Genomic DNA, 12960 nt, shown 5'->3' with positions numbered 1-12960 from the left:
AGAGATGAGCGAGCAGCGTGCGACGGCCGAGTCCATCGAACGCGGCGGCGGGCTCAGCGTCGACGAGCTGCTGGCCAGCGTGACCGGCGTGGCCGCGGCTCCGCGCCCGGCGGCGTTCCCGCGGGACGTCGAGGGTGTCGCCGCCGCCATCGCGGCCGCGGCGGGCCGTCATCTGCCCGAGGGGGAGCTGGCGACGGACGCCGACTTCTTCAACGCCGGCGGCACGTCGTTGCAGGCCGTGGATCTCGTCGCGGAGCTGGAGGCCGAGCTGGGCATCGAGTTCGACCTCGACGAGGTGTTCGCCGATGCCAGGCCGATCAGCCTCGCCCGGCGCTGGGCGGACAGCGCCGGGGTCGCGCCGGACCACACCAAGGCCCGGCCTGACGACCTCAAGCAGATGCTGGCCGATCTGGCACTGGCGGACCGGTTGCCGTTCCTCGATGTGCCGGAACCGTTGCCACCAAAGCGAATACTGCTCACCGGTGCCACGGGGTTCCTGGGCAGTCACATGTTGCTGGACCTGCTCCGGCACAGCGACGCGCACGTGTATTGCGTGGTCCGCGCGGCCGACGAGGAGTCGGCCGTGGCCAGGCTCGGCGACGCGCTCCGGAGCTTCCGGCTGCCCTGGTCGTCGGAGCTGCGCCGCCGGGTGACCGTGCTGCCCGGCGACATCCGGGAGCCCCGGCTCGGCCTGACCGAACAGCGCTGGCTCGCTCTGGCGTCCGAAGTGGACAGTGTCGTCGGCGTGGCCGCCGCCGTTGACTTCTTGCGTGGCTACCAGTCTTTGCGTTCCGCGAACGTGCTCGGCGCGCTGACGCTGGCCGAGTTCGCGGCGACCGGGCGACCCAAGCCGTTGCACCACATTTCGTCGATCGCGGTGTTCAACGAGGTCGGCATCACCGCCATGGGCGAGGACGACCCGCTCGCGCACGCCGACCGGCTGATCTCCGGCTACGACCAGACGAAGTGGACGGCCGAGGTCGCACTCCGCCGGGCCCGCGACCACGGCCTGGTCGTCACCGCGCTGCGGCCCGGCGGCATCGGCGGCCACACGAAGACCGGCGCGCACAACCCGCAGGACCTCAGCAGCGGGCTCCTGTCGATCTTCGCGCGCTACCGGACCGTGCCGGGCTTCCGCTACCTGAACGCGGCGCCGGTCGACTGGGTCAGCCGGGTCGCCGCCGCCGTGGTGTGCGAACCCGACGCGTGGGGTTTCGACTACAACCTGACCGGGATTCCCGCCACGCTCGACGACGTGGTCAGCGACATGGCGTTGAGCGGCATGCATCTGCGCGTCCAGGACTGGGACGAATGGCGTGTTGAGACCCTGGCCCGCCTCGAAGCCGACCCCATCCCGGAACTCGCCTTCATGGCCAGGGTGTTGCAGAGCCCGACGGCTTTGAAGCTCTGTGAGGCGACCTTGAAGGGCCCGGCGGCCCGAGCCGACCGGACGAACGCGCTCGTCGAGGCGCTCGAACTGCCGCCAGCGACAGTCTACAGTGGACAAGATCAGCTGAAGGCGTTCGAGGAGCTGGCCGAAGCCGGTCTCGCCAGGTTGCCGCAGAAGGGCGACGAGCCGTATCTCTGGTTCTCCGAAACCACCGAAGGGTTCGTCGGCGACGCCCCGTGCTCGATGGCGTTGACGCTGTCGATCGCGAGCATGTACCAGCTGGTGCGGGAACGGCGGGTGGACGTGACCGGGGAGATCGTCTGCCCCGCCGTCCACGCCGCGCCGTTGACCGTCGAGAGCGGTGATCTCTGGGTCCGCCCGGAGGAGAGCATTCCTTTGCAGGATGGCCTGAAGCATCCGCTGCTGCGCTACCACCTGCGCCTGCGCGACGCGGATGGCGGCGTGTGGCGGCTCGAGGGCCACAAGTATTCGCACGTCCATTGGAACGTGTGGCGGCAATGCACGACGTTGACGGTCGAGATCAGCCGCGAAGGCTCGCGTTTCACCGGCGAGGTCGTGGTGCCGCGCTCGTCCTATGTCCGCGACCAGATCGACGGCATCAAGGTCAACCCGCGCCTCACCGGCCGCGAACAGCGGGCCGCCAAGCTCACCTGGCTCGCCTGGTTCGGCATGGAGATGAGCCGTGGCCTGCTGCCGCCGTTCGCCCGCGCCGCCGCGGACCTGCTCGACCTCCGCCGCGCCCGAGCCACCGAGGAGCACTGATGACCAGGACCCCCAAGCTGCGCCGGGTCAGAACCGACGCGGCACTCCGCCCGCTCAGGCACCGGCTCGCGGACGTCGAGGAGATCCCGTTCCACGCGGCCGACGGCGTCCGCCTCGGCCTCACCCGGGTCGGCACCGGCTCGACCGACCGTCCCGCGGTCCTGCTCCTGCACGGCCACACCGCGTCCGCCGACATGTTCCTGGTGCCCGAGATCCGGAACATGGTCGACGTCCTCGTCGACAACGGCTACGAGCCGTGGCTGCTGGACTGGCGCGGCAGCTGCCGCCTGCCCTACAACGAAACCGGCCGCCGCTACACCTACGACGACGTGGCCCTGCACGACATCCCGGCCGCGGTGTCGTACATCCGCGGCCGCATCGGCGACCGCCCGCTGTTCGCGGTCGCCCACTGCATCGGCTCGATCGCGTTGTCGATGAGCATGACGGCCGGCCTCGTCCCGGGCCTGGCGGGCGTGGTGTCCCAAGGCGTGTTCCTGACGCCGCGGCTGCCCGGCCGGATGTCGCGGCGGATGACGGTGGCGGGCGAGCTGATGAAGAACCGCTTCGACCACATCCCGGTCGACTTCCGCAAGGTCGGCCTGTGGTCGAAGTACACACCCCTGTTCGCGCTGGCCGCCCGCAAGGCCCAGTGCCCCGACCCGACCTGCCAGATCCTGCACAACTCGGCGTGGGGCATGGGGATTTCGCTGTTCGTGCACGGCAATCTGTCGGAGACCACGCACGACCGTCTCGCGGATCTGTTCGGCCCGGCTCCATTGTGGATACTGCCGCACCTTCGCCGGATGGCGCTGGCGGGCAGCGTGGTCCGGTGGAACGACACCGACCATCGCTACGGCGCGCTGCCCGTCAACGCGCTCGACGCGGCCGGTCGCATCGACACGCGGGTGCTGCTGCTGGCGGGTTCGGAGAACGGGCTTTGGCAGGACTCGCAGAAGGTCTGCCGGGACGTGCTGGCGAACCGCCAACCTCAGCTGGATGTGTCGTACGTCGAGATCCCGGGCTATGGGCACCTGGACACGTTCATCGGCCGGGGCGCGGCCTTGGACGTGTTCGGCCACATCGTCGACTTCCTCGACAAAACCAGGTCGTGAGTGTTGCGGGCGGTTAGAACCGCCCGCAACACCCTGACACTGTCCGACACTCTCGTGCTCAGCCTGGATCCGCAGAAGATCCTTGATGAACCCGTCGTGACATCGCCGTATCGCACACTGCGATCGCAGTGTCAGCAGGGGCGCACGGAGAGGGCGAGAATGTCCACCCACCCCGATTCCTGGTCGTTGTCGCCGGTCAGCCAGTACCCTTTTTCCTGAACGTGGACGGTGACCCATTTGCCGGCCGCCAACGGCCGGAGTGGGTATTGGGTGCTCGGCGTGGTGTACATCGTGGTGTCGTATTTGACCACGGCTGAACAGCCTTGCACGGTGGCGGGCGCCGCACCCGAGGCGGACGCGGGGGCCGCCCCGAGGCCGGCCAGCGCGAACGCCGCGGCGGCGGAAGCCACCACGCCACGCATCACCTTGCTCATGTTGTTTCCTTCCAGGCCTGGTGCGGAGCGGATGACTAGAAGCGGACGAAAGACAGGGGGATCAGCCCTCCGCCGTAGCAGGCTCCGACGTGGCCATACTGGCCGACGGTGAACCAGTGCGTCATCTGGACACCGGTGAGCCAGCGGCGCGGGTAGAACGTCGCCCGTGAGTTCGGGTTGATACCGGTCAGTGGCAAGCCGAAGGAGCCGCCCTGGTCCTGGGAGGAGTACTGCCCGAACTGCAGCGAGAAATTGGTCTCGTTGATGACGTCGATTCGGTCGACATAGAGATTCGACCCGGTGAAATTGCCCCATACCTGGGTTCGCATGGACCAGTCGGCGACATCGCCCAGCTCATCGCACGAGTCACCCCACGGCGCGATGATCGATGAAGCGATACCTTCGTAGAAGTAGTTTCCGCCGCCTCGCTGGGCGAACGCGGGCTGAGTGGTGGCGACGATCGCCGCGATGAACACCATCAGCACCGAAAGCGTGCGTCGCATTACGCGACCGCGCGCACCTTTGAATCGTTTGAGCATACTGCGCGCCTTTCTGGTGAAAAGATCACATAGTTCGCTGGCGAGTGTGGTGGCGGGCAAACCGCGCGGCAAGGGTTTTCAAGCGGGCGTGAAATCCCTTGACCGTGTCGTGCGGCCGACCCGGCGACCCCGGGGTGGTGGCAGGATCTGGGCATGCCCGACGACGATCGACCGCCTGCCGGAGCCGATGAGGCGACGGCGTACATCGCGTTCGATCCGAGGCTGCCCGCCGGCGCGCACTGGCCGACCCGTGACCCCGACGTGCCGCGGACGTATACGCAGATCGCGGTGCAGGTGGCCGTCCGGCCGCCGCCTCCTTCGCCCATCGCGGAGCCGCGCTCGCTCGCCCAGTCGAGCGGGCGGCTGGCGATCGCCGCCGTGATCAGCAGGCTGACCGGGTTCGGGTGGAAGGTCGCGCTGGCCGCGGTGATCGGGACCGGGGTGGTCAACGACGCGTTCAACGTCGCCAACAACCTGCCGAACATGGTGTTCGAGCTGCTGCTCGGCGGGGTCCTCTCGAGCGTCGTGATCCCGCTGCTGGTGCGCTCGCACGATGACGCGGACGGCGGCGAGGCCTACACCCAGCGGCTGATCTCCATGGCGCTGGTGCTGCTGACGCTCGGGACCGTGGTCGCCGTCGCCGCCGCGCCGCTGTTCACCGCGCTGTACGTCGACCGGTCTTCGCCCGACGCCAATCCGGCGCTGGTGACCGCGCTTGGCTACCTGCTCTTGCCGCAGATCCTGTTCTACGGGCTGTTCGCGCTGCTCTCGGCCGTGCTGAACGCGAAGAACGTGTTCGGGCCGCCCGCGTGGGCGCCGGTGCTGAACAACCTGGTCGTGTTGGCCGCGCTGGCGGTGTTCTACCTGGTGCCCGGCGAGATCTCGCTCGATCCCGTCCGGATGGGCGACACGAAACTGCTCGTGCTCGGGCTCGGTGTGACGCTGGGCATCGTCGTGCAGGCGGTGGCGCTCGTGCCGCCGTTGCTGCGCAGCGGGTTTCACTTCAAGTGGCGGTGGGGTGTCGATCCCCGGCTGAAGGAATTCGGCAAGCTGGCCGCCTGGATCCTGGGGTACGTCGCGGTCGGGCAGGCCGGGCTGCTGGTCAACACGCATGTGCTGACCAGCGGGACCAGCGGTGGCGTGACGGCGTACACCTACGCGTGGCTGCTGTTCCAGCTGCCGTACGGCATCATCGGCGTCTCGCTGCTCACCGCGTTCATGCCGAGGATGAGCCGCGCCGCGGCCGACGGCGACATCCCGAACCTCGTCGGCGACCTGTCGTACGCCGCGCGGCTGTCGACCGTGCTGCTCGTGCCGTGCTCCGCGGTGCTCGCGGTCATCGGGACCCCGATCGGCATCGCGATCTTCACACTAGGGCGAGGCACCCTGGAGGACGCCGACCGGCTCGGGCAGACGCTGGCGATCTCCGCGCTCGGGCTCCTCCCGTACGCGATGACGTTGCTGCAGCTGCGGGTCTTCTACGCGCTCAAGGACGCCCGCACGCCGACGCTGATCATGATCGTGATGACCGCGGTGAAGATCCCGTTGCTGTTCCTGTGCCAGGCACTGCTCGACCGGGACCAGCTCGCGCTCGGCGCGATGCTGATCAACGGCGCGACGTTCGTCGTCGGCGCGATCGTCGGCCAGGTCTGGCTGTGGGTCCGCATCGGACACTTGCGCAGCAGGCGCGCGCTGCGCGTCATCATGATCACGGCGGCGGTCAGCGCGCTGGGCGCCTGCGCGGCGCTCGGTGCCGGGCTGCTCGTGCCCGGCTCGCTCGGCCCTTCTATACAGGCGTGGGTCCGGCTGCCGATCGAGGGCGCGGTCGGCGTGCTCGTCTCGTTCGGGTTGCTGGCGGCGTTGCGGATCCCCGAGTTCGAACCGGTCACCCGCCGGATCACCGGACTGTGGCACGCGTTCCGCCGGTAGCGGAATGAACCCCCGCGCGGCCCGGTCGCTGTCAGTATGACGGCATGGCGGACATCCTCCCTTTCCAGCCGAAGCGTGCCCCGGAACCGCTGTGGCGCGAGGCGCTTGGCCGCAACCTGCGCGCCACCAGGGAAGAGCAGGGCGACCGCCTCGTCGACATCGCCGAGCGGGCGGGCATCTCGCCGCAGTACCTGTCCGAAATCGAGCGCGGACGCAAGGAACCGTCGAGCGAGATGATCGCCGCGGTCGCCGGCGCGCTCGGCGTCGGGCTGGCCGACCTGCTCGTCGACATCGCGGGTGACGTGCGGCAGCGGATCGGCACGAGGCCCGCGTCCCGTCCCGCGGGCCCCGTGCTCATGGCCGCCTGATCACTCCCGCTGGTCGAGCACGTGGTCGGCGAGCCCGTAGCCCACCGCGCCCGCCGCGTCGAACACGCGGTCGCGATCGGTGTCGTGCCGCAGATCCGCGATCGCGCGGCCGGTGTGCGCCGAGAGGATCTCCTCCAGCTGGGTGCGGACGCGCACGATCTCGTCGGCCTGCAGGATCAGGTCGGGGATCGTGCCGCGGCCTTCCGCCGCGGGCTGGTGCAGCACCACGCGCGTGTGCGGCAGCACGGCGCGCCGTCCGGCCGCCCCCGCGGCCAGCAGCACCGCGCCCGCCGCGACCGCCTGGCCGACACAGGTCGTCGCCACCGGCGCCTTGATGTAGGTCATCGTGTCGTAGAGCGCCAGCGTCGCAGCCGGGTCGCCGCCCTCGGAGTTGATGTACAGGTTGATCTCCTGCTCCGGGCTCTCCGATTCCAGGTGCAGCAGCTGGGCGATGAGCGCGTTCGCCACCCCGGAGTCGATCGCGGTGCCGAGATAGACGATCCGCGACGACAGCAGATGCGAGTAGACGTCCATGATCCGCTCGCCGCCGGGACCGCGCGTGATCACGTTGGGAATGGTGTAGGTGCTCATGCGCCGACTCCCATCTTGTGGCCGCGCACGGGCACGACCTGTCCGAGCTCGCCGACGATGTGGTCGATGAAGCCGTATTCGCGTGCCTGTTCGGTGGTGAACCAGCGATCATGGAGCGAGTCGGTGAAGATCCGCTCGAGCGGCTGCCCGGTGTCGGCCGCGATGATCCCGAGCACGGTGTCCCTGGTGTGCCGCAGGCTGTCCGCCTGCACCTCCACCTCGACGGCCGACCCACCGATCCCCGCCGAACCCTGGTGCATCAGGATCCGCGCGTGCGGCAGCGCGAACCGCTTGCCCGGTGTCCCCGCCGACAGCAGGAACTGCCCGGCGCTGCACGCCAGCCCCAGCGCGAGCGTGGCCACATCACACGGCACGAGCCGCATCACGTCCCGGATGGCCAGCATCGACGGGACCGAACCGCCCGGCGAGTGAATCCACAACGCGATGTCCTTGCCGGGATCATCGCTCGCCAGCGAAAGCATCTGCGTGATGAGGACGGTGCCGTTGTCGTCGTCGAGCGCGCCGTCGAGCACCAGCACCCGCTTGTCGAAGAACCGTTCGCGGAGCCGGTGATCGAACAGCGGCTGTTTGTCGTCGTTGGTCATGCTGCGAGCGTGCCTCCGCGGCGACGCCGTCCGCCCGCTTCTCTGCTGGTGGCAGATCCGCCCTGGGCAGCGCGGGGGTCGTGAGTGTTTTGACCGGTTAGAACCGGCCGGAACACTCACGACCGAAGTCGTGGAGGGCGGCCGCGGCGGCCGTGTCTTCGATGGCCATGCCGACGCCGCGGAACACCGAGGTGCCGGTGCGCGGACGGACCGGGGTGCCCAGTTCGTGCAGGTCGTTTTCCGTGATCAGGCCCCGGGTCAGCGCGGCGCGGACCTCGCCGCAGTCCTCGAGCGCGGCGGCGCGCTGCTCGACCAGGACGAACGCGTCCGCCAGCAGCGCCGGGTCGAGTTCGATCGCGTTCTCGTCGGTTCCGCCGATGACGTTGACGTGGGCGCCCGGTGCCACCCAATCGGCCATGACCAGCGGGGTCGAGTCGCCGGTGGACGTCGCCGTGCACACGATCGGGGCGTCGGCGACGGCGGACTTGATCGAGTCGCACACCGTGACCCGGTGGCCGAGTGTGGTGCGGACCCAGTCCGCGAAGGTCTCGGCGCGGCCTCGGGAGAACACGCGCACCGAGCGGATCGGGCGGACCGCCGACACAGCGCGGACGGCGGCGCGCGCTTGCACGCCCGCGCCGATGATGGCCAATTCGTCCGCGTCGGCGGGCGCGCACAGCCGGGTCGCCAGGCCCGCGACGGCTCCGGTGCGGACGGCGGTCAGCTCGGCGCCGTCCAGCACCGCGGTGATCTGGCCGGTTTCGAGGTCGGTGAGAACGACCGTGCCGTGGATCAGCGGCAGGCCGCGGCCGGGGTTGTCCGGGGTGATCGTGGCGATCTTGACGCTGCCGACGCCGCGCCGTTCCCAGACCGCCGCACCGGCGAGGAGCTGGCGGGCCGGGCCGTGGTCGATGACCGTGCGCGACGGTGACACCGTCCGGCCGGAAGCCAGGTCGGTGAACGCGTCGGACAGCGCGTCGATCACGGCCAGCAGGCGGTCCGTGCCCGCCATGTCCGCCGCGCCGATCATGACCGTCATGACGCGCGGCCGAAGCGGGCCGCCCAGGCGTCGCCGAGTTCGGTGGCGGCGCGGGCCATGCGCGCGAACGGCGGGCCGACCATGGTGCCGTCGAGCACGGCTATTCCGCCGTTGGCCGCTCGCACGGCTTCGGTGATCCGGCGGGCGGGGCGGAGCTTGGCGAGGTTGGGGCGGAGCGCGCGGTTGATCGTGGCCAGCTCGCTCGGGTGGACGGTCGCCTTGCCGTGGAAGCCGAGTTCGCGGACCCGGGAGATCTCCTCCTCCAGCACCGACGGCTCGGCGAGGCGGAAGTTGGGGGTGTCGATGCAGGCGATGCCGTGGCGGGCGGCGGCGAGCACCATCGCCTGGCGGGCCGCGAGCGAGCCCGCCCAGGTGATCTCGATGCCGAGCGCGGCGGCGAAGTCGGCCGCGCCGAAGAGCAGGCCGTCGGCGGCCGCGGCGATCGCGTCGATGCCGAGGACGGCCTCGACCGTCTCCACGATCACGAAGATCTCCGGGTGCGCGCCCGCCGACGCGAGGATTCCGCGCAGCAGCGTCACTTCGGCGGCGGACCGCACCATCGGCAGCAGGATGTAGCCCGGCTTGACCGGGCATTCGGCGAGCGCCAGCAGGTCGCGCACCGCGTCGATCGTGCCGAGTTCGTTGACGCGCACGGCGAGGTCGGCGGGCGACGGCGCCTGCTCCAGCGCCGCCCGCAGCACGGTCCGTCCGGCGGGCTTGGACGGTGGCGGGACGGCGTCTTCGAGGTCGATCAGGTGCACGTCCGCGTCGTAGGACCAGGCCTTCACCACCTGCTCCAAGGACAACGCGGGCGTGAACAGGATGCTGCGCGGGATCGCACGGACGGTCATTCGCCCACCGCCTGAGGTAAGGCGCCCACCTCGATGAGCACTTCGCCCAGCGCGTGGATCTGCTCGGCGGTCTGCCCGGCGCGCAGCATCACCCGCAGCCCGGCCGTGCCACGGGGGACGATCGGGAAGAACACGGGGGAGACGTAGAACCCGCGCTCGTACACTCGGCGGCCCGCGTCGATCACCGTCTCGTCGCTCATCGGCACGATCCGGATCGGATAGGAGGTGCCGGTCTGGTCGGTCTTGACCAAGCTGTCGAACAGCTCGATGTTGGCCCGCATCCGCTGTTGCAGCGTGGTCAGCTCTTCGGTGCGGTGGATCTCCGCCGACGCCAGCGAGGCGCCGACCGCGGCGGTGTTGACCGGCTGCGAATAGCTCAGCGCGCCGGCGAACCGCTCGATGATCCGCAGCGTCTCCTTCGGGTAGCCGTCGAGCATGATCGCCGCGCCGCTGGACCCGAACGCCTTGTTCAGCGTCGCGACGGTGATCGTCCGCTCGTCGAGCACCGGGCAGTGCGACCGGATGTAGCCGATCCCGCGCTCGCCGTACGCGGAGATCGAGTGCGAGTCGTCGTAGAACACCAGCAGGCCGTATTTCTCTTGCAGCACGGCGAGTTCCTCGACCGGCGCGTACCCGCCGAGGCTGTCCGAGCCGTCCACGACGTAGCAGACGCGCTCGTACTGCTTGCACTGGTCTTCGAGGAAATCGAGGTCGTGATGGCCGCACGTGACCACCTCCGACTCGTCGGCGCACGTCGGCTTGGCCGCTGCCAGTGAGAGGTGCGCGTACTTGTCGAACACCATCAGCGGCCGGACACCGTTGCCCAGGTGCCCGGAGGCGATCAGCGGCAGCAGACCCGCGCTGGCGACTCCCGCCGAGATAGCGCTGACCACGTCCGCGCCGAACAGCTCGCCGAGCGAGGCCTCCAGTTCCAGCAACGCCGGGATCTGCACCCGGCCGCGCGGGATGCAGTGGTCCAGCACGCCGAACCGGCGCAGCGCGGCGACCGCGCCCTCGATGACCTGGGGGTGCGAGTCCAAGTCCAAATAGGAGCAACAGGTGAAGTTCACGAACTCGTGCCCGGATTCGGTGCGCAGCACGCCGTTGTCGAGTTCGGCCACGATCCCGGCGAGTCCATTGTGCTCGGACAGGTCCCAGAACGCGTTGCCGACGCCGATCGCCTTGTCGTTGTTGCGGTACAGGTTGGCTGGCTCGATGCGCTTCATGAGGCGGCCTCGGTGGGTTTGTAGTTGTAGACGCCGTTGAGTTTGCGGTGCGCGGCCGTGCAGAGCGCCACGCCGAGCACGTGCGGCCTGCGGAGGATCTTCAAGTCGCGCAGCCAGAAGTTCAGGTTGATGTTCATCTCGTCCAAGGATTCGACCTGATGCCACCAGCCGAGCGGCACGTAGAGCATCTGCCCGGGTTCGAGGATCAGCTCGCGGCGCTCGGCCAGTCTGGCCGCCAGCTTGGGAAAACGGCGCGGGTCGACGTCGTCGAAGTCGAACGCCCGCGACTTGTCACCGAAGCCGCGCAGCAGCGAACGGGGGTAGTACCCGCGCAAACCAGGCGGCGCCAGCACGAACCGCTTGCGGCCCTCCAGCGCGATGTTGAAGTTCTCCAGCTCGTCGAAATGGCTCTGCGTGAACACGCCCTGATGGCTGATCCACAGGTTCGCCGCGTTGAGCGAGTGCCGGTAGTCGAACAGCGCCTCGGCGTCGAAGCCGAGTATCGCGTCGACATCGGCCGGGTTGTCGCGGATGTTGGACACGACACGGTTCCAGGAACCGGGTGCCGGTTCGTTCTCGAAGAACTCGCGGAGCCGGATCTCCCTGGTGGTCCACCGCTCCGGGTTCTGCTTGTCGCTCGGCTCGGTGAACAGCGTGACCATCATGCTCCCGAGCCGGTCGGCGACACCCTGCCTGCCCAGGCCTTGGACGCCGCCCGGCAGCGTGATCACCACCGGGACGTCGGCCCGGATCAAGGCCCGCTTGCCGAAGGCCATGAACTCGTCGAACGACAGACGGGGGACTGCGTTCACGTTCGCTCCAATGCTTTCGCGCGCAGCGCGGGCTGACCGGCGACGCTCGCTCCCAGCGCGACGACGCCGCCGCCCGCCGCCGTCCACACCGCGGCCGCGAAGCCGCCGAGTTCGGCCAGCCGCCCGGCCACCGCCGCGCCCAGCGCGATGCCGAGTGCTTCGGCGCTCGTCAGCCACGAGAACCCTTCCGCGAGGGAACCCTGTGGCGACAACGACTTCAGCACCGAGTTCCCCGCGATCAGCACCGGGGCGATCGAGACGCCCGCGACGACGGCGAGAATCGCCATCACGACCGGGGAACCGGCGAACCCCAGCGGGAGCACGCCGAGCGTCAGCGCGCAGGCGGTGACCGAGAGCAGCTGTGACTGGGACAGCCGCCAGTCCTTCGCGCCATAGAACAGGCCGGCGCTCAGGCTGCCCAGTGCCGTCAACGCCAGGAACACGCCCGCGAGCCCCGGAGCCGACCGTTCTCTCGCGAACGCGATCATCGTGACGTCGACCGAGCCGAGCAGGAACCCGATCCCGGCATAGACGACGACCAGCACGCGAAGCCCCGGCACCCCGATCACCCGTTCCTGGCCACGGCCGGGCGCGGGCTCGGAACGTGTGTGCAGCGCGAGCACGACGGAGCCGACCGTGGTGAGCGCCGCGCAGGCGAGCAGTCCCGCGGCCGGGTGCACTGCCGAGGCCAGCAGGGTGACCAGCAGCGGTCCGAGCAGGAAGATCATCTCGTCCAGCACGGATTCCAGCGCGTAGGCGGTCCGCAGCAAGCCGTGGTCCACCAACGCCGTCCAGCGTGCGCGGAGGAACGAGGTCATCGAGATCGTGCTGAGCCCGGTCGCCACCGCGATGACGAGCTGCGGCCACAGCGGAGTCCTGAGCACGATCGAAGCCACCAGCGACGTCATCCCGAGCGCGTGCAGCAGGCACGTGACGAGCAGAATCCTCCGCTGGCTGAGCCGATCGGCGAGCCGTCCGAGCAGCGGGCCGGCAAACCCCTGCGAGATCATCAGCGCCGCCGCCACCGCGCCCGCGTCGGCGAGCGAGCCGGTCGCGGCGGACACCAGCAGCAGGCAGCCGATCGACCGCATGGCCATCGGGAACCGCCCGGCCACGCCCCAGAACGCCAGCGCGGGCGCGCCGGGCGTCCGCAGCAGCGCCCGATACGACCCGAACCCGGACATGCCACCCAGGATCTCCGGGCGCCGGCCGCGCTTCCACTCACCAACTGCGGTGTTCGCGGGGCCGGTCGAAGCCGTGCAAGGGACCCCGGCGACGGTG

Annotated in this window: 13 protein-coding genes; 4 read left to right on the top strand and 9 right to left on the bottom strand. The window is 69.6% G+C overall.

What is annotated here, in order from left to right:
* Positions 1-4 precede the first annotated feature (4 nt).
* Both BLV57_RS37220 and BLV57_RS37215 read left to right on the top strand, forming a co-directional pair.
* A complete protein-coding gene (locus BLV57_RS37220; protein WP_218134965.1) occupies positions 5-2173 on the top strand; it encodes a thioester reductase domain-containing protein in 2169 nt (722 codons plus the stop codon).
* Positions 2173-3285 (top strand): alpha/beta hydrolase, encoded by a 1113-nt coding sequence (locus BLV57_RS37215; RefSeq protein ID WP_091297873.1) that lies wholly within the window; start codon positions 2173-2175, stop codon positions 3283-3285. Before BLV57_RS37220 ends, BLV57_RS37215 begins: the two co-directional genes overlap by 1 nt.
* A 131-nt stretch (positions 3286-3416) precedes the next feature.
* Here the strand turns inward: BLV57_RS37215 and BLV57_RS37210 are convergent, their stop codons facing one another.
* Together BLV57_RS37210 and BLV57_RS37205 are read right to left on the bottom strand one after the other, a co-directional pair.
* Positions 3417-3719, bottom strand: a complete 303-nt coding sequence (locus tag BLV57_RS37210; protein ID WP_091297872.1) for a hypothetical protein — start codon at positions 3717-3719, stop codon at positions 3417-3419.
* 35 nt (positions 3720-3754) lie between these two features.
* On the bottom strand, positions 3755-4222 hold the full coding sequence (locus BLV57_RS37205) for a hypothetical protein (protein ID WP_091297869.1): 468 nt from the start codon (positions 4220-4222) through the stop codon (positions 3755-3757).
* A 189-nt stretch (positions 4223-4411) separates the two neighbouring features.
* On the opposite strand from BLV57_RS37205, the gene murJ reads away from it, so the two are divergent.
* Positions 4412-6187, top strand: coding sequence for a murein biosynthesis integral membrane protein MurJ (gene murJ / locus BLV57_RS37200; protein WP_091297867.1), 1776 nt, complete (start codon positions 4412-4414; stop codon positions 6185-6187).
* A gap of 44 nt (positions 6188-6231) precedes the next feature.
* Positions 6232-6555, top strand: a complete 324-nt coding sequence (locus BLV57_RS37195; RefSeq protein WP_091297864.1) for a helix-turn-helix domain-containing protein — start codon at positions 6232-6234, stop codon at positions 6553-6555.
* On the opposite strand, the gene BLV57_RS37190 is transcribed toward BLV57_RS37195, so the two are convergent.
* From BLV57_RS37190 to BLV57_RS37160, 7 genes are all read right to left on the bottom strand, one after another.
* Complete coding sequence (locus BLV57_RS37190; RefSeq protein WP_091297863.1) at positions 6556-7146, bottom strand: ClpP family protease; 591 nt, start codon at positions 7144-7146, stop codon at positions 6556-6558. It lies immediately after the preceding gene.
* Positions 7143-7751, bottom strand: coding sequence for a ClpP family protease (locus BLV57_RS37185; RefSeq protein ID WP_091297860.1), 609 nt, complete (start codon positions 7749-7751; stop codon positions 7143-7145). Before BLV57_RS37185 ends, BLV57_RS37190 begins: the two co-directional genes overlap by 4 nt.
* Before the next feature lie 97 nt (positions 7752-7848).
* Positions 7849-8790: an ornithine cyclodeaminase family protein gene (locus BLV57_RS37180; protein WP_091297857.1), complete on the bottom strand. Its 942-nt coding sequence runs from the start codon at positions 8788-8790 to the stop codon at positions 7849-7851.
* A complete protein-coding gene (locus BLV57_RS37175; protein WP_091297854.1) occupies positions 8787-9641 on the bottom strand; it encodes an HpcH/HpaI aldolase/citrate lyase family protein in 855 nt (284 codons plus the stop codon). The genes BLV57_RS37180 and BLV57_RS37175 overlap by 4 nt, the downstream gene beginning before the upstream one ends.
* Positions 9638-10867, bottom strand: coding sequence for an 8-amino-7-oxononanoate synthase family protein (locus BLV57_RS37170; RefSeq protein ID WP_091297852.1), 1230 nt, complete (start codon positions 10865-10867; stop codon positions 9638-9640). Before BLV57_RS37170 ends, BLV57_RS37175 begins: the two co-directional genes overlap by 4 nt.
* Entirely contained in the window at positions 10864-11679 is an 816-nt protein-coding gene (locus BLV57_RS37165) for a cupin-like domain-containing protein (protein ID WP_218134964.1), read from the bottom strand. Before BLV57_RS37165 ends, BLV57_RS37170 begins: the two co-directional genes overlap by 4 nt.
* Complete coding sequence (locus BLV57_RS37160) at positions 11676-12863, bottom strand: MFS transporter (RefSeq protein ID WP_218134963.1); 1188 nt, start codon at positions 12861-12863, stop codon at positions 11676-11678. The genes BLV57_RS37165 and BLV57_RS37160 overlap by 4 nt, the downstream gene beginning before the upstream one ends.
* Positions 12864-12960 lie beyond the last annotated feature (97 nt).

The organism is Amycolatopsis xylanica (assembly GCF_900107045.1).
Taxonomy (GTDB): domain Bacteria; phylum Actinomycetota; class Actinomycetes; order Mycobacteriales; family Pseudonocardiaceae; genus Amycolatopsis; species Amycolatopsis xylanica.
This window is presented reverse-complemented; position numbering and strand designations above follow the sequence as displayed.